This is a genomic window from Epilithonimonas pallida, assembly GCF_900182975.1.
GTDB classification, from domain to species: domain Bacteria; phylum Bacteroidota; class Bacteroidia; order Flavobacteriales; family Weeksellaceae; genus Epilithonimonas; species Epilithonimonas pallida.
Window position 1 is genome coordinate 285,652 of sequence record NZ_FXUO01000001.1, and the last position, 25,276, is coordinate 310,927.

Annotated in this window: 13 protein-coding genes; 12 read left to right on the plus strand and 1 reads right to left on the minus strand. The window is 38.5% G+C overall.

Translation table 11 applies throughout. The features are described from left to right. Position 1 precedes the first annotated feature (1 nt). The 11 genes from QOL71_RS01155 (at position 2) to QOL71_RS01205 (ending at position 21,523) form a co-directional block, all read left to right on the plus strand. A complete protein-coding gene (locus tag QOL71_RS01155; protein ID WP_283415182.1) occupies positions 2–1,945 on the plus strand; it encodes a glycoside hydrolase family 97 protein in 1,944 nt (647 codons plus the stop codon). A gap of 36 nt (positions 1,946–1,981) precedes the next feature. Continuing rightward, complete coding sequence (locus QOL71_RS01160; RefSeq protein WP_283415183.1) at positions 1,982–3,202, plus strand: SGNH/GDSL hydrolase family protein; 1,221 nt, start codon at positions 1,982–1,984, stop codon at positions 3,200–3,202. An 18-nt stretch (positions 3,203–3,220) separates the two neighbouring features. Then, on the plus strand, positions 3,221–5,590 hold the full coding sequence (locus QOL71_RS01165) for a glycosyl hydrolase 115 family protein (protein ID WP_283415184.1): 2,370 nt from the start codon (positions 3,221–3,223) through the stop codon (positions 5,588–5,590). Positions 5,591–6,270: 680 nt separating this feature from the next. After that, positions 6,271–8,994 (plus strand): T9SS type A sorting domain-containing protein, encoded by a 2,724-nt coding sequence (locus QOL71_RS01170; RefSeq protein ID WP_283415185.1) that lies wholly within the window; start codon positions 6,271–6,273, stop codon positions 8,992–8,994. 245 nt (positions 8,995–9,239) lie between these two features. Continuing rightward, positions 9,240–11,867 carry a beta-glucosidase gene (locus QOL71_RS01175; protein ID WP_283415186.1) on the plus strand — a complete coding sequence of 876 codons (2,628 nt, stop codon included), beginning with the start codon at positions 9,240–9,242 and terminating at the stop codon, positions 11,865–11,867. 102 nt (positions 11,868–11,969) lie between these two features. After that, on the plus strand, positions 11,970–13,952 hold the full coding sequence (locus tag QOL71_RS01180) for an alpha-L-arabinofuranosidase C-terminal domain-containing protein (RefSeq protein WP_283415187.1): 1,983 nt from the start codon (positions 11,970–11,972) through the stop codon (positions 13,950–13,952). 220 nt (positions 13,953–14,172) lie between these two features. Beyond that, the gene (locus QOL71_RS01185) at positions 14,173–15,870 is read left to right on the plus strand and encodes a ribulokinase (protein WP_283415188.1); all 1,698 of its coding nucleotides are present in this window, start codon (positions 14,173–14,175) and stop codon (positions 15,868–15,870) included. 373 nt (positions 15,871–16,243) lie between these two features. Then, a complete protein-coding gene (locus tag QOL71_RS01190) occupies positions 16,244–16,942 on the plus strand; it encodes an L-ribulose-5-phosphate 4-epimerase (RefSeq protein ID WP_283415189.1) in 699 nt (232 codons plus the stop codon). Positions 16,943–17,114: 172 nt separating this feature from the next. Then, entirely contained in the window at positions 17,115–18,611 is a 1,497-nt protein-coding gene (gene araA, locus QOL71_RS01195; protein WP_283415190.1) for an L-arabinose isomerase, read from the plus strand. A gap of 20 nt (positions 18,612–18,631) precedes the next feature. Then, entirely contained in the window at positions 18,632–19,792 is a 1,161-nt protein-coding gene (locus QOL71_RS01200) for an aldose epimerase family protein (protein WP_283415191.1), read from the plus strand. A gap of 3 nt (positions 19,793–19,795) precedes the next feature. Beyond that, positions 19,796–21,523 (plus strand): sodium:solute symporter family transporter, encoded by a 1,728-nt coding sequence (locus QOL71_RS01205; RefSeq protein WP_283415192.1) that lies wholly within the window; start codon positions 19,796–19,798, stop codon positions 21,521–21,523. Positions 21,524–21,674: 151 nt separating this feature from the next. Here QOL71_RS01205 and QOL71_RS01210 read toward each other — a convergent pair whose 3' ends face one another. Beyond that, on the minus strand, positions 21,675–22,361 hold the full coding sequence (locus QOL71_RS01210) for an NUDIX hydrolase (protein WP_283415193.1): 687 nt from the start codon (positions 22,359–22,361) through the stop codon (positions 21,675–21,677). Between the two features lie 541 nt (positions 22,362–22,902). Here QOL71_RS01210 and QOL71_RS01215 point away from each other — a divergent pair. Beyond that, positions 22,903–25,272, plus strand: coding sequence for a glycoside hydrolase family 127 protein (locus QOL71_RS01215; protein WP_283415194.1), 2,370 nt, complete (start codon positions 22,903–22,905; stop codon positions 25,270–25,272). Positions 25,273–25,276 lie beyond the last annotated feature (4 nt).

A 25,276-nucleotide genomic window follows, 5' to 3' on the forward strand; every position in this document is an offset into this window, starting at 1 on the left:
TATGATTAAATTTTTTTTTAAACTATCACTCGCCTTTAGTATTCTCATTATGAATACTGTTTTTGCACAGGTTGCAGAAATCTCCAGTCCTGACGGAAAATTGAAATTGAATGTCTTTTCAGAGAATGGAAAAGCACTCTATAATGTTACTTTTCAAGGGAAAGCTATGCTTGATAAATCTCCATTGGGCTTAGTCACCAATGAATCTGATTTCTCTAAAAATTTAAAATTCATTGACAGCAAAAAAGATAAAATTTCCAAAAATTACACCAACGAAAAAATCAAAAAATCACAGGTTACTTATACGGCTAATACTCTGACAGTCAATTTTACCAATGCAGATAACTTCGATATCGGGATTGAATTTCGGGTGAGCGATAATAATGTCGCATTCAGATATGAGATTCAGCCGATGAAAGACCGTTTGAGCGCAGTTGTACAATCGGAAATTACGGGTTACAGATTTCCGTCTCAAACTACAACTTTCCTTTCTCCGATGATGAAGCCGATGACAGGTTTTGCCAGAACCGCTCCAAGCTACGAAAGCGGTTACAAAGCTGATGCGGAATTAGGAACAAAAGCCGATTATGGTTACGTTTTCCCTGGACTATTTCATATTGGAAATGACGGCTGGATTTTATTGTCCGAAACAGGAGTAAACAGTTTGTACTGCGCTTCTCATTTGGATACGACTTCAGAAAAAAATCTTTATCAGGTTGCTTATCCGAATATGGCTGAAAATAACGGTTTCGGAAGTACCGGAGCTGCCATTTCACTTCCCGGAAAAACACCTTGGAGAACTATCACCATTGGAGATTCTCTGAAACCGATTGTTGAAACGACGATTCCTTTTGATGTCGTAGAACCAATGTATGAACCTTCACAAAAATACACTTTCGGAAAATCGACCTGGAGCTGGATTTTGTGGCAGGACAACAGTATGAATTATGAAGACCAGAGTCTCTTTATCGATTTAGCATCAAAACTCGGTTATGAATACATTTTGATTGATGCACTTTGGGACAAAAATATCGGAAAAGAGCGAATGAAAGACCTCATTCAGTATGCCAAATCCAAAAATGTTGAGGTATTGCTTTGGTATAATTCCAACGGTGCTGCGAACGACGCGCCGATGGGACCGAGAAATAAAATGAGCTCATCCATCGAACGAAAAAAGGAAATGAAATGGCTGAAAGATATCGGTGTAAGAGGTCTAAAAGTCGATTTCTTTGGTGGTGACAAGCAGGAAACGATGCGTCTTTATGAAGATATTCTTTCCGATGCTAATGATTTTGGATTAAAAATTATTTTCCACGGGGCAACTTTACCGAGAGGCTGGGAAGTAATGTACCCGAATTATGCAGGAAGCGAAGCTGTTTTAGCTTCGGAAATGCTTTATTTTTCAGAAGACGTCCGCAAACAGGAAGCTTTTTTCGCAACATTACATCCATTCATCAGAAATACGGTCGGAAGTATGGAGTTTGGCGGAACTTTCCTGAATAAATATTTAACAAAATCCAATAAGGATAAAAATAAAAGATATACCACCGATGGTTTCCAGTTGGCAACGGCCGTTCTGTTTCAAAATCCGGTTCAGATGTTTGGAGTAATGCCGAATAACCTGAGCGACGCACCGAAATTCCAGCTCGATTTTATGAAAGAAATCCCGACGCTTTGGGACGAAACGGTGTTCATCGACGGATACCCCGGGAAATATTCTGTGATTGCCAGAAGACATCAGAATCAATGGTATGTTGCAGGAATTAATGCAGAAAAAACGGTTAAAAAACTGAAAATCAATCTTCCGATGTTCACTGGAAAAACGTTAAAATTAATCAGCGACGATGTACAGGGAAATTCGTCAGAAAAAGAAGTGAAACTCAATGCGAAGGGTGATTTTAATATTGAAATTCAGCCGAACGGAGGATTTGTTTTAAGAAATTAATGGTCTTTAAACCTTTGAGATAAAAAATATAAAAAAATGCATTTCAAAAGCTTGTATATCTTCATCATTTCGGGATTTTTGGTTTCCTGTTCTCCTTCACGCAGTCTGGAAAAGCAATCATCCAAAGACCGTTGGCTCACCACGTGGGCAACTGCTCCTCAATTGGTGGAACCTAATAATCTTCCTCCGGAACCGGGACTTTCAGGGAATACTCTTCGTCAGATTGTCCGTGTATCTGTGGGCGGGGAAAAAGTACGATTGCGCTTTTCCAATCGTTACTCTACAGATAGTCTTGCAGTAAAATCCGTTTCTATTGCCGTGTCTTCCGATAGCTGCAATGTGAATGCATCCACCATAAAATTATTAACATTTGATAAGAAAAACGATTTTAAAATTGCTCCCGGAGCTGATATTTATTCCGATGAACTAAACTTTGATCTGAAATCTAATTCCCTTTTGGCTATTACGATTTCTTACGCAAAAGTAACTCAATCCATCACCGGGCATCCCGGCTCAAGAACAACATCTTTTATTGTTAAAGGTGAGCAAAGCAATGTTGCCGCATTTAAAAATCCTGTAAAAACGGATCATTGGTATTCGCTTTTTAATATTGATGTTAAGACTGCGAAACCCTCGTATGCGGTTGCCATTATGGGAAATTCCATTACAGACGGCAGAGGATCGGGAACCAATAGACAAAACCGTTGGCCGGATATTCTTTCGCAGCGGTTATTGGCTAATCCATACACTCGCAATGTAAGTGTCCTTAATTTCGGGATCGGCGGGAATTGTGTCGTACGCGGTGGTTTAGGGCCAACAGCACTCAATCGTTTCGATTATAACATCCTCAATCAGCAGGGCGTAAAATGGCTTATCATTCTGGAGGGCGTGAATGACCTGGGAGGAACAAGAGATGCTGAAGATGCTTCCAAAAGAGCAGATGAACTGATTGCGGCTTATCAAATGATGATCGACAAAGCACATGCTAACGGAATCAAAGTGTACGGAGCAACAATTCTACCTTTCGCAAAGTCGTTTTATGATAAACCTTTCCGTATCGAGGCCTGGAAAAAAGTAAACGACTGGATCAGGAACAGTGGAAAATATGATGCTGTCATCGATTTTGCAAAACATATGCAAGGTGAAAATCCGGAGGTCATCTTAAACAATATGCACGATCATGATTTCCTTCATCCCAATGAAGCAGGCTACAGGAGAATGGGAGAATTTGTCGATCTGAACTTATTTAAAAATTAAAATCAAAAAAGATATACTATGAATTTTACAAAAAACATTTCGTTGTTCCTTACGTTGTTGTCTATATTTTTTGTAAAAGCAGCCGACCCTTTTATTTCTTTTACTAAAACGGAAAACTCGGTGGTATTGAAAGAGCGTAATTCAGGTTTGATGCTGTTTTCGGATAGCGATTCGGATAAAGGAATTCTGCGTGCGGTTACGAATCTTCAATCTGATTTTCAGAAAGTAACGGGGGTTCAGCCTACTCTTATTTCCCAAAGTTCCGGAGCGAGCGGAATGCTCATCATTATTGGTGAAGCCGGGAAAAGCAAAACCATTGATGCTTTAATCAAAGCTAAAAAAATTGATGGAAATTCAATCAAAGGAAAAAATGAAAAATATATCATTCAAAATATCAGCAATCCGTTTCCCGGCGTTTCCGAAGCGATTGTGATTGCAGGAAGCGACAAACGCGGAACGATTTACGGAATTTATGAAATGTCGCAGCAGATTGGCGTTTCACCTTGGTATTATTGGGCAGATGTTCCGGTTGAGAAAAAAGAAAATCTATATTTTAAAAAAGGAATTTACACTGATGGAGAACCTGCGGTGGAATATCGCGGAATTTTCCTGAATGATGAAGAACCTTCGCTGGGAAGTTGGGCAAGAGCAACGTTTGGAGGAATTAATTCTAAATTTTACGAAAAAGTTTTTGAATTGATTTTACGAATGAAAGGCAATTATATCTGGCCTGCAATGTGGGGAAAAGCGTTTTATGACGATGATGTTTTGAACGGACCTTTAGCCAACGAAATGGGAATCATTATGGGAACCTCACACCACGAACCGATGGCTCAGGCTCAAACCGATTGGCATAGATACATCAAGAAAAATAATCTGCCGAATGTTTGGGATTATTCTAAAAATGAGAAAGTTTTACAGGAATTCTGGAAATTGGGGCTGGAAAGAAGCAAAAACTGGGAAAAACTAGTCACAGTCGGAATGCGCGGCGACGGCGACGAAGCCATGGGAGAGGGAACTAATATTTCTTTACTTGAAAAAATTGTGAAAGACCAGCGGAAAATTATTACTGATGTAACAGGCAAAAAAGCAGAGAAAACGCCTCAGGTTTGGGCTTTGTACAAAGAAGTTCAATATTATTATGACAAAGGAATGCGGGTTCCGGACGATGTGATTTTATTGTTTTGTGATGACAACTGGGGCAACGTGCGAAAACTTCCGGACCTTTCAAAACCTTTACACAAAGGCGGTTACGGTATGTATTACCATTTCGATTATGTAGGCGGACCGAGAAATTCAAAATGGATCAATATCAGTCCGATTCAGAGAGTTTGGGAGCAGATGAATCTTTCTTATGAACATAAAGTGGATAAGGTTTGGGTCGTCAATGTAGGAGATTTGAAACCGATGGAATTCCCAATCAGCTTTTTCCTGGAAATGGCTTGGAATCCGAAACAATTCAATTCGAAAAATCTTTTGAAATACACTGAAAAATGGTCAGCACAGCAATTTGGTGAAAAATATGCTAAGGAAATAGCAAGAATGATCAACCTTTATTCGAAATACAACCGTCGTGTAACGCCTGAAACACTGTGTAGCAATTTGTACGAAATGTATTATGCGGTGGCAAAAAACAAAGAATTGGCAGCTAAAAAAGATATTGAAGCTAATGTCTATGCCGATAAAGTCAAAGAATGTTTTGACAGAAATGCTTATCTCGATAATCAGTATAACAACGTCATTGCAGGCGGAAAATGGCAGCATATGATGGACCAGATGAAGATAGGTTACAAAGCCTGGTTTGACGGAAAAGAAAATATAATGCCTGAAGTTACCCGTGTTTCTGAGTCTGAAGTTCTGAAAGAAAAAGTATTTCAGGAGAAAGACGGTTATGTTTCCATAGAAGCGGAAAATTTTGCAAGAATGAAAAATTCGGACCGAATCCATTGGGAAGTGATTCCAGATTTCGGGAAAACTAAATCCGGCGTGACGACCTTTCCACAAAATGTCTATCCAAAATCTGATGAAAATCTCTATCTGGAATATGATATAAATTTTGAATCAAAAGGTGAATTTGAAGTCCAGTTGTTATTAGCCCCGACTTTGAATTTCAATCATAATAAAGGATTGCGTTATGAGATTTCTTTTGATGGTGAAACTCCGCAGATTGTCAATTTCAATGGTCATTACAGAGGAGAGTTAGGAAGATGGCAGTCCGAACATATTATTAAATCTATAACGAAACACCAGATTTCCCAACCTGGAAAACATACGTTACGATTCAGAGTGCTTGAGCCGGGAATCGTACTGGAAAAAATATTGATCAATACGGGAGGTTTACAGCCTTCTTATCTGGGTGCACCGGAAAGTGAAATTTCAGGAAAATAATTATTCTTCATTTTTAAAATTTAAAATTAATAACCACTCAAAGACAATTCTTTGAGTGGTTTTTTTATTTTGTATCCGTTATAATTTCTTTTTTTAATTTTTGAAGACTATTTCGGGGAATCTGAAGTAGATTTTCAGATTAAATTTGCACTTAAATCAATAAAAAATGATGATATTTTTAGATTTTTTAGAATAAATATTGGTTTTTTTGATGTATTTGTATAAATACTTATCATAATCTATGATTGCACAGTAAATACACTTTTAAATTTTCATTTTTAGAATACGCTTTTAAATCGATATTTCAATATTGCATAATCATTAACATAATGATAACATAATCATAATTAATTCAAATTTAAATTATTCTGTTAGATAATAATTTCTAAAAATATTGAGAATTTTAGTGGTTTTAGTATTGTTTGATTGTGTTATTTATTATATTAGTGTTAAAATAACACTTAATAATTTAGTTAATATGAAAGCAAAGATTTACTCTTTCCGATAATCCGAGGCAGGATTAAACAAAAATAAAAATCAGTTCGAAACTTATTTTTAACTCCTTTTACAACAATTTTTCATTCTCTCTACAAAGATGCTTTCCAAAACAGCATCCGGTCATTCTTATGCCTTATCTGAAAAAATAAAAATTCAAAAACTATTGTAAAAATCTTTAAGCTATGAAAAAAACTATTTTAAAATCACTTGGCCAATTTGCCTTTATTGCAATGGCATTTCTAAGTTTTTTGGTAGAAGCGCAAACACCAAAAGTCCGTATCGACAACACTACACCCAGACAGAAAATCACAGGTTTCGGTGGTTTCGTTTGCAGTCCGCAGTTCGCCTACGACCATATGAGCCCTGCCGAAATAGAAAAAATGTGGGGAACAAATAGTGAAGCTGGATACAATATTATGCGACTGTATATTCCTACTACAAAAGCAAATTGGAGCGCCGCTTTAGCCACTGCACAAAAAGCACAGTCTCTAGGCCTGATTATCTTTGCAAGTCCGTGGTCGCCACCCGCCGAATGGAAAACTAATGGAAATGACGCAGGAACCTATAATGGTGTTGAAGGTTTTTTGAAAGAAGAAAATTATGCCGATTTTGCTAATTACCTTAATGAATTTGTGGTTTACCTAAGGAATAATGGGGTGGAACTGTATGCTATATCTCTACAGAATGAGCCGGATTATGTGGTCACCTATGCCGGGTGTTCCTATACACCTGCCCAGATAACAAACTTCTTAAAGAATTATTCGGATGTCATCACCTGCAGAATTATTGCTCCCGAAACTGTAGGAATGTCAAATAATTATGCTAATGCTCTTCTTGCGACGGACGTATTACCAAAATTTGAAATCTACGCAGGACATCAGTACGGTGGGATTGGTTCTACATACAAAGGATTTTTGAATACGGATAAGGAAATCTGGATGACCGAATTTCTGATCAACTGGAATTCCAATGGCGGTTCCAGAAACTTTTCCTGGAGTACTGATGCGTTTGACTTTGCAAAAAGTGTCAATGATGTTATGGTAGGCGGAGGAAATGCCTGGATTCATTATGCTACAAAAAGATATTATGGAATGATGGGAGACGGTCAATTCGGAACAGTAGCTGGAGAAATGACGAAAAGAGGATATATACTTTCTCATTTTGCAAAATACACCACAGGTTCCAGAAGACTCGATGCGATATGGAGTGATCAAGGCTCTATGCAGGGTTCAGCTTACATCAATGACTCGGGTGATAAAGTTACGCTGATGGTTTTCAATTCTTCAGCTAATACTTATAACCTAAAAGTAGATTTGCCGTTTTACACCACTTCCGCACAGAAAATTCTTACCAATGAAACAACCAATATGGTTTCTTCCAACCTTAATTTCACTGAGACATTTCGGCCGACCATACAGGTCAATCCTTCCAGTTTCATAACTTTTGTTTTTAATAAAAGTAATATCAGAGAAGTTTCCAATATGACGGGCCAGGATATTAATTATACTAAAATTGAAAGTCAAACGGTTACAAATCCTGCTTTTGGTACAGCTTATCAATTGAGTGGCAAAACAGCGACTTTGTATAATTCTACACCTTTGATCAGTTCCAATATGAATGATGCGAACGGCTATGTCAGCCTGGACGACAGATATAATAAATTGGTTTTCCACGTGAATAGTTATACAACAAGCAATCTGCCAACATCATCCAACACGACTTTATATTATGTTGACAATGCAGGTGTTGTGAAATCTTATAATTATGGAACAGTTAACTTGCCATCGTCCGGTTCGTCCAATTTCGATTTGACATTCGATATCTCCAGAGCAGTTCTTACAACCGGCTGCAAAGGAATTATTGGACTTAGAAATGGTAATTTCAGTTCTGTATTGACATTCAATTTTGGTGATGTCTATTTTGCAATTTCGAATGAAAAGGCAATGAAGTTTGCCGGTGTTTATTCAGATGGAGATAGCAACCTGATGGATGTTTATGAAAATACATATTACACGTCATTGGATTTTACCAGTGTAACAGCAATCAATACTTCAGCTAACTGGAAAAGTAAAATGGCGAATAGTAACAGTATTTTTTATGTTAATTCAGGTTCAGGCTTTATAAATTCCAAAGCTGCCAACTCAAATGTAGTTTCAGGAACTGTTGCTGCATCATTGGAATTATCCGATCAGGGCGGTGACTTTAATGCACCTTTCGCTTTCACTGCAACAGCCGCATCGTATACAAAAACATTGAATGGATATGCCGTGATTGTATTGCCATTTGAAGCTAATGTTCCGGTTGGTGTACAGGCTTACAATATGCTGCCTTCGTCATCAAAAGTTTTATGCACCAGTGTTCCGAATGGAAAAATTCCTGCTAATAAACCAGTGCTGATTAATGGAAACGGAACGTTTACTTTCACAGGATCAGGATCTGTTTCTACACCAAAAGCGATTGTTTCTAATCAGTTCAATGCAGACTATAGCACGGTAAAAGCTTACACAGGAGGATATGTTCTCAAAACAGTTGGGGGAGTTACAGGATTCTATAAAATAAGCAATGGAAGCGAAACTGTTGCGGCGTTTAGCGCATATATTTCTGAAGAAAATGCTTATTCTGCTTCACTTCTGCCATTGGAGTTTGAAACACTTGCGGCTCAGGATATATCTGATTCCAAATTGCAGCTTTATCCAAATCCTGCTAAAAACGAGATTTTTGTTAATTGGAAATCGTCCGATGCAGCTTATTCGATTTTTGATGCTAAAGGAAGCCTGATCTCACATCAATCGAAACTTGTCGGTGGTAAAAATAGAATTGATATTTCTAAATTTACTTCCGGAGTATATTTTATTGAAATATACGAAGCAGGGAAAAGCATCAGAACGAAATTTATTAAACAATAATTATCATATTTTCAAATCAAATTTTATTAAAAGTCACCCTTTTATTATGGTGACTTTTTTTAATTAATATAAGCTAAAAACCTATTTTTTCGAATAAAAATATAGATCAGTAGCCAAGCTGTAATTATTATTATCTTAAATTAAGTGTTATTTATACATTTATTAGAAATAGAATCTTATATTTGTTAATAATCAATATCGAATGTCAGTCTTTGAAATCAATCTGATATTTTAAATCAATTATAATGAAAAGAATCCTGTTTTCCTTATCCATTTTCATTTGCGCAATCTCATCCGCACAGAATTTCAAATATCCGTTCCAGAACCCCAAACTTCCAGTCGAGCAGAGAATTGAAAATCTTCTCGGATTATTAACAGTTGATGAAAAAATCGGAATGATGATGGACAATTCCAAAGCAGTTCCGAGGTTGGATATTCCCGGTTACGGTTGGTGGAACGAGGCGCTTCACGGTGTTGCAAGAGCAGGAACAGCAACGGTTTTTCCTCAAGCTATCGGAATGGCGGCAACCTGGGACGTTCCGGAACATCTCAAAACGTTTGAAATGATTTCCGATGAAGCCAGAGCAAAATATAATAGATCTTTTGATGAATCTCAAAAAACCGGACGTTACGAAGGCTTAACATTCTGGACACCAAATATCAATATTTTCCGCGATCCCAGATGGGGAAGAGGTCAGGAAACCTATGGTGAAGACCCGTATCTGACTTCTGTTTTAGGTGTTGCTGCGGTAAAAGGTTTGCAGGGAAACGATCCGAAATATTTTAAAACGCATGCTTGCGCCAAACACTTCGCCGTTCACAGCGGCCCGGAATGGAACCGTCATTCTTACAACGCCGAAGTTTCAAAACGAGATTTGTACGAAACCTATCTTCCGGCTTTCAAAGCATTGGTTCTGGAAGGAAATGTAAGGGAAGTGATGTGCGCTTACAATGCGTTCGACGGCCAGCCTTGTTGTGCTAACAATACTTTATTAACTGAAATTCTTCGCGGAAAATGGAACTATGATGGGATGGTAGTTTCCGATTGCTGGGCTTTGGCAGATTTCTACCAGAAACAATATCACGGAACGCATCCTGACGAAAAAAGTACCGCCGCAGATGCTCTGAAACATTCGACAGATTTAGAGTGTGGCGATACTTATAATAACTTAAACAAATCTCTCGCAAGCGGATTAATTACCGAAAAAGACCTCGATATTTCGATGCGAAGAATTCTGAAGGGCTGGTTTGAGTTGGGAATGCTGGATCCGAAGTCTTCCGTTCACTGGAACTCAATTCCATATTCTGTTGTGGATTCTGAAGAGCATAAAAAGCAGGCTTTAAAAATGGCTCAGAAATCTATTGTTCTGATGAAAAACGAGAAGAATATTTTGCCTTTAAATAAAAATATTAAAAAAATCGCTGTTGTCGGTCCAAATGCGGATGACGGACTGATGCAGCTGGGAAATTATAACGGAACACCTTCTTCCATCGTAACGATTTTGGACGGAATCAAAACCAAATTTCCAAACGCAGAAATTATTTATGAAAAGGGAAGTGAAGTTGCCGATCCATCATCCAGAACTTCGCTTTACCAAAACTTTTTAAGCCAGAAAAACGGTGAAAAAGGAATGAAAGTAGCGTTTTTCAACAATAATGAATTTAAAGGAAATCCGGCTAATATTTCAGTTAATAAGGCAGGAATTAACTACAACAGCTTTGGCGGAACCCAGCTTGCCCCGAACGTTGGAAGGGAAAATACTTCGGCGATTATTTCCGGCATTTTCAAAAGTCCTTACACCGGTGATGTTATTCTTTCGCCTTCAACATCCGATGTTTACACACTTTTTGTTGATGGAAAAGAAATTGCCACGAGAAAAGGCCCCGATGCCAGACATCCTTCAGAATTTCCTGTGAAAATGGAAAAAGGAAAAGAATATCTGATAGAATTACGTCACACCCAAAAAGGAAAATATGTAAGCATCACATTTGACGTGTACAGAAAAGATCCTGTCAATTTCACTGCGGTTAGGGAAAAAGTGAAAGATGCGGACGTGATTGTTTTTGCGGGCGGACTTTCTCCAAGTCTGGAAGGCGAAGAAATGATGGTGAATGCAGAAGGTTTCAAAGGCGGCGATAAAACGTCTATCGATCTACCAAGAGTTCAACGCGAATTGCTGGCTGAACTAAGGAAAACAGGAAAACCTGTGGTTTTTGTCCTTTGTACAGGAAGTTCATTAGGTTTGGAACAGGATGAAAAAAATTATGATGCGTTGATTAACGCTTGGTATGGCGGACAATCTGGCGGAACTGCGGTTGCAGATGTTTTGGCGGGAGATTATAATCCGTCCGGAAGATTGCCGATTACATTTTACAAAAACCTGGAACAACTTGATAATAATTTGTCTAAAACCAGCAAACACCAAGGTTTTGAAAACTACGATATGGTCGGAAGAACCTACCGTTATATGACTGAAAAACCGTTGTACGCTTTCGGACACGGGTTAAGCTATTCAAAATTTGTTTACGGAAATGCTAAACTGAACAAAAACACCATCAATGCTAATGAAAATCTGACGATTATAGTTCCAGTTACCAATAATTCTGAAAGAGATGGAGAAGAAGTGATCCAGGTTTATGTGAAAAGAAATAATGATGCTTCAGCCCCTGTAAAGACTTTGAGAGCTTTCGAAAGAGTTTTGATTAAATCTAAGGAAACAAAATATGTTCAATTAACTGTTTCTAAAGATTCATTTAAATTTTATGATGAAAAAGTAGATGATTTGGCTCCGAAAGCAGGAGATTACACCATTTTATACGGCGGAACTTCCGATGAATCCGGATTGAAAAGTCTTGAATTGAAAGTAAATTAAACTCTTACAATTAAAATTTATATATAAAGTCAGTTTAAAAATATAGTATTAGAGATGTCACACTGAGCGGAGTCGAAGTGTCTCTGCGATAAAAACCAATCAATGAAAACAAAAACCAAAATATTCACAGCCGCTATTTCGCTAAGTGTTGCATTTTTTTCAGCCCAAAATAAAACTATTAAAACCCATTTCCTCGATTTGGACGGAACTTCTACCAACATCAAAATTCAGCCGACGATGTATGGAATATTCTTCGAAGACATCAACTTTGCGGCAGATGGAGGATTGTATGCGGAACTCATTAAAAACCGCAGCTTCGAGTTCGACGAACCTTTGACAGGCTGGAAACAACCCAATACAAAAACATTGTCTCCCAATTTAGATTCCGGTTTTTTAACAATTATAACTGACAAATCTAAAACCAATAAAAACTACGCAAGAATCACGGTCTGGAATGATAAAAATTATATTCTTGAGAACGAAGGTTTCAGAGGAATTGGTTTGCATCAAGGGGAGAAATATGACTTAAATTTCAATTTAGAAAACATTTCAGGCAATATTTCTGCCATCAATACAAGCCTGATTGATGAAAACGGAACAGTGATTTCTTCAGTTTCTACAATCATCAAAGGAGGAGGCTGGCAAAAATACAATGCTGTTTTCTCATCTTCCAAAACTGTTGAAAAAGCAAAGCTTCAAATCACTTTTACTGGAAAAGGTGTTGTGAATATGGATATGATTTCACTGTTTCCTCAAGATACTTGGAAAGGCAGAAAAGGAGGCTTGAGAAAAGATTTGGTTCAAAAATTATATGATTTACAGCCGGGATTTTTACGTTTTCCGGGCGGCTGTATTGTCGAAGGAAGAACTTTGGCAGAACGTTATCAATGGAAAAAAACAATTGGTAAAGTAGAAGACCGCGAAAATTTGATTAATAAATGGAACAATGGATTTGCCCACCGTCTTACTCCCGATTATTGGCAGTCTTTCGGACTTGGCTTTTTTGAATATTTCCAATTGGCGGAAGATTTAGGCGCAGAACCACTTCCGATTCTCAGCTGCGGAATGGCTTGCCAGTTCAATACAGCCGAACTTGTAAAAATGGAGGATTTGGATCCTTACGTTCAGGATGCTTTGGATTTGATTGAATTTGCAAACGGCGATTCCAACACGAAATGGGGAAAAATTCGTACAGAAATGGGACATCCGAAAACCTTTAATATGAAATTCATCGGCGTTGGAAATGAACAATGGGGAGCGGATTATATCGAACGTTACAAAGTTTTTGAAAAAGCGATTCACGCCAAATATCCCGATATCAAAATCATTTCCGGAAGCGGCCCGTCTCCCGATGGCGAATTTTTCGATTATGGCTGGAAAGAGCTTAAAAAACTGAATGCACAGCTTGTTGACGAACATTATTACAATTCCCCGGAATGGTTTTTAAAAAATGCAGATCGATACGATAAATACGATCGAAGAGGACCAAAAGTTTTCGCCGGAGAATATGCCGCGCAATCGGTTGGCGTTGTAAAACCTGACAATAAAAATAACTGGTTGACCGCACTTTCAGAAGCTGCTTTTATGACCGGATTGGAGCGCAACGCAGATGTTGTGACAATGACTTCCTACGCACCGCTTTTCGCCCACGCAGAAGGCTGGCAATGGACGCCGGATTTAATTTGGTTCAATAATTTAAAATCTTACGCTACTCCAAATTATTATGTTCAGAAATTATTCTCCAACAACAAAGGAACAGATTTAATTAAAATCTCCGAAAACGGAAAACCATTGAAAGGCGAGAATAATCTTTATGCATCGGCAGTTCGTGACCTTAAAAAAGAAGAAATCATTATTAAAATTGTTAATGCTAATCCTCAGGAAACCTTAGTTGAAATCAACCCGAAAAATAGTAAAATTGGTAGTCAAATGACCAAAATTGTACTGACTTCCGCAGGACTTTCCGATGAAAATAATTTCCAATCAGAAACCATTACACCAAAAGAGGAAACACAGGCCATTAAAAAAGGAAAGATTTCTGTTGAAATTCCGGCAAATTCTTTAGTTATTTTGAAAATAAAATAGCTTCAAAATACCATAAATAAAGGAAAAATTAAAATTAAGTGTAAATATTACATTTATTTAAAATAGAATCTTATATTTGTTTTTAGCTCTTAAACAGAAAACCGGAGAATTCTTTAAGGTAAATGAAAACTTAATGAAAAATCTTTGTAGAATGTAATCCATTGCATCAGTTATTTTAAAAAGAGCTAAAAACAATAATCAAAATAAATCACTTTCGTTAATGAAAAAGTACGTTATCGGCTTAGACTACGGAACAGACTCTGTTCGGGCCGTTTTGATTGATACGGAAAATGGGGCAGAACTGGCAACTTCCGTAAGCTATTACCAAAGATGGAAAGAAGGAAAGTTCTGCAAGCCGGAAGAAAACCAATTTCGTCAGCATCCGCTCGACCATATTGAAGGTTTGGAAAAAACAATTTCAACCGTTGTCAAGGAAAGTGGCGTTGCACCCGAAAATATCGTCAGCATTTGTATTGATACGACAGGTTCGTCACCGCTTCCTGTGAATAAGGATGGAATTGCCTTATCACTTTTGCCTGAATTTTCAGAAAATCCTAATGCAATGATGGTGTTGTGGAAAGACCATACTTCCATCAACGAAGCTGAAGAAATCAATCAACTAGCGAGAAACTGGGGTGGTGAAGATTATACAAAATTTGAAGGCGGAATCTATTCTTCCGAATGGTTTTGGGCAAAAATTCTCCATATCAACAGAGAAGATGAAGCGGTGAAAAATGCGGCGTACAGCTGGATGGAGCATTGTGATTACCTTACATTTTTGCTTTCCGACAACGCGGATTTAGCGTCTTTTAAAAGAAGCCGTTGTGCAGCGGGTCATAAAGCAATGTGGCACGAATCGTGGGACGGACTTCCTTCCAAAGAGTTTCTCGGTCAGCTGGATTCTTCACTGGCAGAACTTCGTGACAGGCTGTACGATAAAACCTACACGTCAGATGAAGTTGCCGGAAATCTGAATAAAGAATGGGCAACAAAATTAGGTTTGACAACGAATACGGTAATTGCTGTCGGAACTTTCGACGCTCATTCCGGAGCGGTGGGAGCAAAAGTAGAGGAGAATACACTAATTAGAATTATGGGAACGTCAACCTGCGATATTATGGTGGCTCCCAACGAAATCATCGGCGACAAAACGGTTAAAGGAATCTGCGGACAGGTCGATGGTTCCGTGATTCCGGGATTGATGGGATTAGAAGCGGGGCAATCTGCATTTGGTGATGTTTTGGCGTGGTACAAAGATATTCTGACTTGGCCGACAAACAATATTCTGATGAATTCCAATGTCATTGATGAAAATCAAAAGCAGTTGCTGAAAGAAGAGATAGAGAACAATCTTATTCGCAATTTAACGCAGGAAGCAGAAAAGATTCCACTTTCAGAGGTAGTTCCCGTTGCCTTGGATTGGATTAACGGACGAAGAACTCCCGATGCCAATCAGGAACTGAAAATGGCGATCAGCAACCTTTCCTTGGGGACAAAAGCACCGCATATTTTCAAAGCTTTGATGAATGCGATTTGCTTTGGAGCCAAAAAAATCGTTGGCCGTTTTGAAGAAGAAGGCGTAAAAATCGAAAAAGTAATCGGAATTGGTGGCGTTGCCAGAAAATCACCTTTCATAATGCAGACTTTGGCCAACGTTCTTAATATGCCGATTGTTGTTGCAGCTTCAGACCAGGCTCCGGCTTTGGGAGCAGCCATTTATGCGGCCGTTGCAGCAGGAATTTACTCGACTGTTCAGGAAGCCAGCCAAAAAATGGGCTCCGATTTCGAAGCAGAATATTTCCCACAGGCTGAAAAGGTAGAAAAATATGCAGAATTTATGAAACAGTATCAGGTTCTCGCAGATTTCACAGAAAATAACATCAAATCAAAAAAAAAGTTGACGGTTGACAGTTTATAATTGATAGAAGTTAAAGCAGAAAAGCTCCGTAGGAGCGCCCTGTTAATAGCAAATATGTAAATATTATCATCACAAAAAGAGCCTCGTAGAGGCGGCCTGTTAAATATTTACATTAAGTGAAAAACCACCAACCATCAACCAAAAACTAACAACCAAAATAATTATGGCAGCTTTATCCGTCTGTAGTTTATCCTGAGCTTGTCGAAGGGCTCCCGCTTTTTTGTTCCGCTATGCTACACAAAAAGAGCTCCGCTCAAGCCGGGCTGCAGATTCAGCGTCAAATAGGAGAAGATAATAACCCGGACGTTTGTCATCTAAGCAAGCTTTGTAGAGATTCCTATGGAATGACAAGCGAAAGTTTAAAAACAAAAAAATGAGCATCTATAAAGAATTAAAACGAGAATGTTACGAAGCCAATATGCAGCTCGATGCGTTGAAGCTGGTCGTTTACACATTCGGAAACGTAAGCGCCGTTGAGCGCGACAAAGGAATCTTTGCCATCAAACCAAGCGGCGTTCCTTACGAGATTTTAAAGCCTGAAGACATTGTAATTTTAGATTACGATGCCAATGTGGTGGAAGGAAATTTAAGACCGTCTTCCGATACCAAAACCCACGCTTATCTCTACAAAAACTGGGAAAAAATCGGGGGAATCTCACATACACACGCCATCTATTCCGTAGCTTGGGCACAGGCGCAATTAGATATTCCAATTTTTGGAACGACCCACGCAGACCATCTGACAACAGATATTCCTTGCGCACCGCCGATGCACGATGATTTAATCGAGGGCAATTATGAATACAACACCGGAATCCAGATTCTCGACTGTTTTAAGGAAAAAAACTTGTCTTACGAAGAAGTGGAAATGGTACTCATCGGAAATCACGGACCGTTCACTTGGGGAAAAAATGCAGACAAAGCGGTTTACAACAGCAAAGTCCTCGAAACCATCGCTGAAATGGCTTATCTCACAAGGCAAATTAATCCGAACGCACCACGTTTGAAAGATTCATTAATCAAAAAACATTACGAACGGAAACACGGCAAAAACGCCTATTACGGTCAGTAATTAGCTTAAGCCTGATGCTGCTTTTTAATATTATAAACCTCATAGGTTTTTAAAACCTATGAGGTTTGATAAAAAATATCAGAATCCGAAGGATTCAATATCAATAGCCGTAGGTGAAACCTATGGAAAAACGAAAAATCAATTATCAATTATAAATCATCATTTATAAAATATGTTAACACCTCTCAATACGAAAGAAATCTGGTTCATCACCGGAAGCCAGCATTTATACGGCCCTGAAACATTAGCACAGGTTGCGGAACATTCAGCGAAAATCGTAGAAGCGTTCAATGCTTCATCACAGATTCCTGTAAAAGTGGTTTTGAAGCCAACCGTAAAAACGACGGAAGAAATCTTTGAAACCCTTACGGCTGCCAACTTTGCAAAAGATTGTATCGGAATTGTGACCTGGATGCACACGTTTTCACCTGCAAAAATGTGGATTCGTGGACTGACCGCTTTGCAAAAACCGATGTTACATCTTCACACGCAGTTCAATCAGGATATTCCGTGGTCTACGATGGATATGGACTTTATGAACCTGAATCAGGCTGCACACGGCGACAGGGAATTCGGATTTATGGTGAGCCGTCTGCGAAAAAACAGAAAAGTGGTCGTAGGACATTGGGCTGAAGAAAGAGTTCAGAAACAGATTGGAGAATGGAGTAGAGTTGCCGCAGGTTGGGATGATTGGCAAGGTGCGAAGTTCGCACGTTTTGGTGATAATATGAGATTTGTAGCCGTTACGGATGGAGATAAAGTGGAAGCGGAAACTAAATTTGGTTTTTCGGTAAACACTTGGGGAATTGGGGATTTGGTGAGTGTTGTCAATTCTATTGGCGATGGTGAAATCAAAACATTAATTGAAGAATATGAAGCTTCATACAAAATGGCAGAATCCCTTCTTGCCGGAGGTTCAAACAGAAAATCTCTGGAAGTTGCCGCAAGAATTGAATTAGGTTTGGAAAAATTCCTGAAAGACGGAAATTTCAAAGGTTTCTCTGATACTTTCGAAGATCTTCACGGATTGGAACAATTGCCTGGAATTGCCGTTCAAAGATTAATGGAAAAGGGTTACGGATTTGCCGGAGAAGGCGATTGGAAAACTGCCGCTTTGGTTCGTGCAATGAAAACGATGGGACAAGGTTTGGATGGCGGAAACGCCTTTATGGAAGATTATACGTATCATTTAAATCCTTCCAATCCTTCGATTTTAGGTTCACATATGTTGGAAGTTGATCCTGTTTTAGCGGTTGACAAGCCTTCTTGTGAAATTCATCCGTTAGGAATTGGCGGAAAAGCTGACCCGGTTCGTCTGGTGTTTAATTCGAGAGGAAATATCGATTCTTTAAATGCCGCTTTGATGGATTTCGGAAATCATTTCAGACTGTTAATCAACAAAACAAGAGCATTGGAAATCACCGAAGAATTACCAAAACTTCCTGTTGCGAGAGTTCTTTGGAAACCGCTTCCTGACCTGTACACTGCAGCTGAAGCCTGGATTTTGGCAGGTGGTGCGCATCACACGTGTTACAGTGAGAATATCAGCGTGGAACAATTGGAAGATTTTGCGGAAATTGCAGGTATCGAATCGCTTGTTATTGATGAAGATACAAAAATCCGTGATTTTAAGAACACACTTCGCTGGAATGAAATATATTATCGTTAAACTTGCAAAACTTCTAAAAAATGAGAAAAACAAGTATCAACCTGATAATTCTTTTTGCCGTTTTATGTATTTTCGGGTGCAATAAAAAAGAAAATCAATCAAAAACTCAACCGGAAACAATGGAAAACATACAGGTTTCAGATTACGGAGTCACGTCAAAAGGCGATTCCATCAAAAAATATACTTTAACCAACAAGAACGGGATGAAGCTGGAAGTCATTAACTTCGGCGGAATTATCACCTCACTTACCGCTCCCGATAAAAACGGAAAATATGAAGATGTGGTTTTAGGTTTCACGAAGCCTGAAGATTATTTTAATGGAAATCCATATTACTTTGGAGCATTGATTGGTCGTTACGGAAACAGAATTGCCAATGCCAAATTCACTTTGGAAGGCAAATCGTATGACATCGACAAAAATGACGGTCCAAACAGTCTTCACGGAGGAAAAGAAGGATTCCATACCAAATTCTGGAATATTGAACCTGTAAAAGATGCCAGATTCCCAACTTTGAAACTGATTTACACAAGCGCAGACGGTGAAGAAGGTTATCCTGGAAAATTAACGACAACCGTTTTTTATACTTTGACAGATGATAATGCTCTTGAAATTTCTTACGAAGCGGAAACCGATAAACCGACTGTGGTGAATTTAACTCAACATTCGTATTTTAATCTTTCAGGGAATTTCTCAAAAACAATTCTTGACCACGAATTACAAATCAACGCTGATAAATTCTTACCGGTGAATGAAACTTTGATTCCTACTGGTGAACAAAAAGCCGTGAAAGGAAGTGCATTCGATTTCACAGCTTCAAAAGCGATTGGAAAAGATATCAATGCTGATGACGACCAACTGAAAAAAGGAAAAGGCTACGACCACAACTGGATTTTAAACGGAAGCGGATTGAGAAGCATTGCCAAAGTTTATCATCCTGAGTCGGGGAGAGTAATGGAAGTTTTGACCGATGAACCGGGCGTTCAGTTCTATTCCGGGAATTTCCTTGATGGAAAATTCGATACCAAAACCGGTGGAAAAAATGAATTCAGAACAGGTTTTTGTTTAGAAACCCAGCATTTTCCGGATTCTCCAAACCAGGCATCTTTCCCTTCTACAGAACTGAAGCCGGGACAGAAATACCAGTCGAAAACAATTTATAAATTCTCAGTTAAAAAATAAAGTATGGGAAATTTAGCAACTCTTGATATCATCATATTTCTGGTTTATTTTGTGGTGGTTGCAGGCTACGGAATCTGGATTTACAAAAAGAAAAAATCTGCGGCAACAGGCAGTAAAGATTATTTCCTGGCAGAAGGTTCACTCACTTGGTGGGCAATCGGAGCGAGTTTAATTGCTTCCAATATTTCTGCGGAACAGTTCATCGGAATGTCCGGTGAAGGATTTTTTGTGGGAATTGCCGTTGCAGCTTACGAGTGGATTGCCGCGATTGCACTGATTATCATTGCAGTTTGGTTCATCCCGATTTACCTCAAAAATAAAATTTATACGATGCCGCAATTCCTGGAAACCCGTTACAACAAATCGGTTTCCCTGATTATGGCGGTGTTCTGGCTGTTTTTATATGTGATTGTCAATCTGACTTCTATTCTTTATTTAGGTGCTTTGGCGATTGATACATTACTTGGAGGCGACAATCTTCACATCATTATGATTGGATTGCTTTTAATGGCTTTATTAATAGGTCTTGGCGGTATGAAAGTAATCGGTTACACCGATGTAATTCAGGTGGCGGTTTTAATTATCGGAGGTTTTGCGACGGTTTATATGGCGCTTCAGATTGTTGATCAGAGAATCAACGGAGCGGCTGTAGGAAATGCTTTGACGGGTTTTCAGACCTTGATGAACGAAGCTCCGCAGCATTTCAAATTGATGCTTGAGAAGCCGGTTAAGACAACGACAACTTTAGCTATGCCTGAAAACCTGGATGTTCAAAAATATGTGGTTTTACCGGGTTTAGCGATGTATTTTGCAGGACAATGGATTGTTAATTTAAATTATTGGGGTTGTAATCAATACATCACGCAAAGAGCTTTGGGAGCTGATTTGAAAACAGCGAGAACCGGGATTTTATTCGCAGGGTTCCTTAAATTATTTATGCCGATTATTGTAATGCTTCCGGGAATTGCAGCTTATGTTTTGTACTCTAAAGGACATTTGGCAGGTTTTAATGGTGTGAAAGATGGTGCTTACTCTGCGATTTTAGGATTTTTGCCGGTTGGTCTAAAAGGTCTTGCTGTAGCAGCTTTGACGGCGGCAATCGTTGCTTCTTTGGCAGGAAAAGTGAACAGTATTTCAACGATTTTCACGTTAGACATTTACAAAAAATATTTGAAGGCTGATGCAACGGAAATCCAGATGGTGAGAACCGGAAGATGGGCGATTATCATTGCGATGTTTCTGGCATTGGCATTTACTTGGACGGATGTTTTGGGAATCGGTGGTGAAGGTGGATTTACTTTCATCCAGAAATATACAGGATTCATCAGTCCGGGTGTTTTTGCGATGTTCCTTTTGGGAATGTTCTGGAAAAGAACGACAGGAACTGCAGCTTTGGTGGGCGTAATTTTAGGATTTGTTCTTGCAATTTTCTTCAACAGTTTTGCAGTTGATATTTTCGGGAAAGAAACTTGGTTATACACAGCTTTCACGTATGAAAAACTGGAAAATGGCTTAGTTCACACTATTACTGAAATTCCGTTTTTAATTAATATGGGATGGTCATTCGTGATCACAATTATAGCAATGATCCTCATCAGTCTTGCAGGACCAAAAGTGAATCCGAAAGCTTTTGTTATCGATGCCACAATGTTCAAAGTAGACAACAGAACATTGGTTTTAATTGTTGTGACGTTACTTTTACTGACTGCACTTTATGTAAGGTTCTGGTAAAATTTAATTGTAATAAAATAAATGCAGGATTCCGTTTGGAGTCCTGTTTTTTTGTGTAAATTCACAAGTAAGCTTGGCTTCTCCGTAGGAGAAATATCTGTGTAGAAAAATATCGTTTTAAACACAAGCAGAAATCTCTATCTCATTGAATTTAAATCTTAAACATAAACCCTTCCGCAAGCTTTTTCTTATATTTATCCTCATCAAATCGGTACAGAAAAGAGCCTTTTTTAGACGAGGTCATATCCTTTTCCTCCGTTTTCACAAGAATATCCAAAGCATTGATTTTACTGATGAAGTTCCGTTTGTCGTACTGTTCATTGAAAATCGCTTCATATAAACTCTGCAAATCTTTCATTGTAAATTTCTCCGGCAGAAGCTCGAAGCCGATAGGTCGTGTGGAAGCTCTTCTTCTCAGTCTCAAAACTGCATCTTTCACCATTTCGTTATGGTCAAAAATCAGGCTTGGAAAATTCTGAAGATCAAACCATTTCGCACTATATTTTTCATTGATCTGAATGTTTTTTTCAATATTGATCAATGCATAATACGAAATAGACATAATTCTCGCCGTCGGTTCGCGGTCGATTTGAGTGTAGGAATTGAGCTGTTCAAGATAAATATTTTCCAGTCCGGTAAGTGTATTCAAGACACGCTGCGCCGCTTCATCAGAAGTTTCTTCGTTCCCGATAAAACCGCCCATCAATGACCATTCTCCCATTTTTGGCTCAAAATTCCTTTGCACTAAGAGGATTTTAAGATTTTCGCCATCGAAACCGAAAATAATGCAGTCAACAGCTACCAAATGTCGCGGAAAATGAGAATAGTCTTGTGTCATCGATTATATTTTTATGCAAAGTTAATGCTTTTAAGCTTTGTTTTTACAGCTGAAACAACATAAATGTATTTTATACACTTTATTTTACTTTTTATTTTTAAAAAATCCAAATTTCATCATTTGCCTTAATATTTTGGGAGCAATTAATAGCTCTGAAACTTAAATTTTATTCATCAAAAACATTAAAAACAGATGAACTTAATGTTAAAAATATGTTAAAATTAAGTTTCCTTTCATTTTAAATTTACTTGAAAACAATTGCCAAGGCTTAGTCTTAAAAATACGATAAGCTATTTATATAAATTACTGACGCCTTCACCCGGTATTCCGTATTCATTTTTATACAAGCGATTTAGCCGTATGGTTCTGATTATCGTGATTTTTAATAATCTTAATTTTTATGATAAGTCCTGATCATTTTCAGCTTTTTTTCAGAACTTTAAAATATACTTTTTTTTGATTCCATCGGCTTATTCTGCAAAATTCTTTGTCATATTGATTCTTTCTTTTATTTTTAGAAATGTTGAATAGACATTTATTAATGAATAAAAAATCGCTGATAGTATTTTTAGGTTTAGGCACGCTTGCTTTTGGGCAGGTGAGCAAAACGGTCAGTTATTTTCCGCTGAATAAGGTTGCTTTGTCGGAAAGTGTTTTCAGCAGGGCGATGCAGACGGATAAGAACTACATTATGTCGATGGATGCCGACCGTTTACTGGCGCCCTATCTGAAAGAAGCAGGACTTAATCCTAAAAAAACAAATTATCCCAACTGGGAAAACACAGGATTGGATGGTCACATCGGCGGTCATTATATTTCAGCATTGGCCTTGATGTACGCTTCTACAGGCGATGCCAAAGTAAAGCAGCGACTCGATTATATGATCGATGAGCTGGAACGTTGCCAGGATCTTTCAGGAAACGGCTATCTTTCCGGCGTTCCGAATGGCAAAAAAATCTGGAAAGAAATCTCGGATGGCAATATCCGCGCATCGGCTTTCGGATTGAATGACCGTTGGGTTCCATTATATAATATTCACAAAATATATTCGGGTTTGCGAGATGCCTATTGGTATGCAGACAGCGAAAAGGCAAAGAAAATGCTCATCAAGCTAACTGATTGGATGGCGGATGAAGTTTCCGGACTTTCCGATGAGCAGATTCAGGAGATGTTGAGAAGCGAACACGGCGGACTGAATGAGGTTTTTGCTGATGTTTACGACATTACAAAAAATGAAAAATATCTCAAGTTGGCGCATCGGTTTTCACATTTGGCAATTTTAAATCCTTTGCTGATCCACGAAGATAAGCTGACAGGAATTCACGCCAATACCCAGATCCCGAAAGTGATTGGATTCAAAAGGATTGCCGATTTGGAACATAATAAAGAGTGGAGCAGTGCGGCAGATTTTTTCTGGGCTAATGTCACGCAAAAACGTTCAGCGATTATCGGTGGAAACAGTGTGAGTGAACATTTCAATCCAACGACCGATTTCAGTGGAATGATTAAAAGTATTGAAGGCCCCGAAACCTGCAATACCTACAATATGCTGAAACTGACCAAAGAGCTTTTCGTCACCAATCCAAAGTCGTCTTATCTGGATTATTACGAAAGAGCTTTGTACAATCATATTCTTTCCACGCAAAACCCTGAAAAGGGTGGTTTTGTGTATTTCACACCGATGCGTCCCGGTCATTACAGAGTCTATTCCCAGCCGGAAACCAGCTTCTGGTGTTGCGTCGGTTCGGGAATGGAAAACCACGCGAAATATGGCGAAATGATTTATGCACATTCGGATAACGATTTGTATGTCAATTTGTTTATTCCGTCTGTTTTAAAATGGTCGGAGAAGAAATTGATTTTGAGACAGGAAAATAATTTCCCACAGACACCTTCCACAAAATTAATTTTTGACCTTGCCCCAAAATCCGAAATCAACCTCAAACTGAGAGCTCCGGAATGGGCGAATGCTTCACAGATAAGTGTTTTCATTAATTCAAAAAATATCAATATTCCTGTCGATTCCGAAGGTTATATCAATATCAGCAGAAAATGGAAAAAAGGCGATGTCATCGAGATGAAAATGCCGATGCATCTTTCTGCGGAACAGCTTCCTGACAATTCAGATTATTATGCGTTCAGATATGGCCCCATCGTTTTGGCAGCAAAATATGGCAAAGAAAATCAGCAGGGATTGTTTGCCGATGACAGCCGTGGCGGACACATTGCGCACGGACTACAGATTCCGCTGAATGATATTCCAACGATTTTAGGAACTTCTTCAACGGTTTTGGATCATTTAAAACCTGTTAATGAAAAAGATTTGACATTTAAAATTAATGGTCTTTATCCTCAGAATAAATTCAGCAACGGGTTGGAGCTTGTTCCGTTTTATCAGGTTCAGGAAGAGCGTTACATCATTTATTTTCCTCAGGCAACTCAGGATAAAATCGAAACCATACAGCAGAAAAAATCTCAGGAAGAAGAAGCTGTTCGAAAACTGGATAACATCACCATAGACAAAATTCAGTTGGGCGAGCAACAACCGGAATCCGACCATTTTTTCGACAGCAAAGATGCTTACGATGGTTATATGGAAGACCGTCATTTCCGCGACGCTAAAGGTTGGTTCAGCTATCAGATGAAAAATAAGGACAAAAATGCAAAATACCTTTACCTTTTGTACTTTGATGCGAATAACAATCGTACATTGAATGCCGAAATCAACGGAATCAAAGTATTTTCAAAAGATTTTGAAGGAAAAATGGGAAGTTCACCACAATCATTATTAATCCCGGTTCCTGAATCGGAAAAGAAAAAAGAAACACTCTCCATAAAATTTATTTCGGGCGAAAGATCTCTTACTCCAAAAATTATTGAAGTGAGATTACTGAACGAATTACCAAAATAAAACT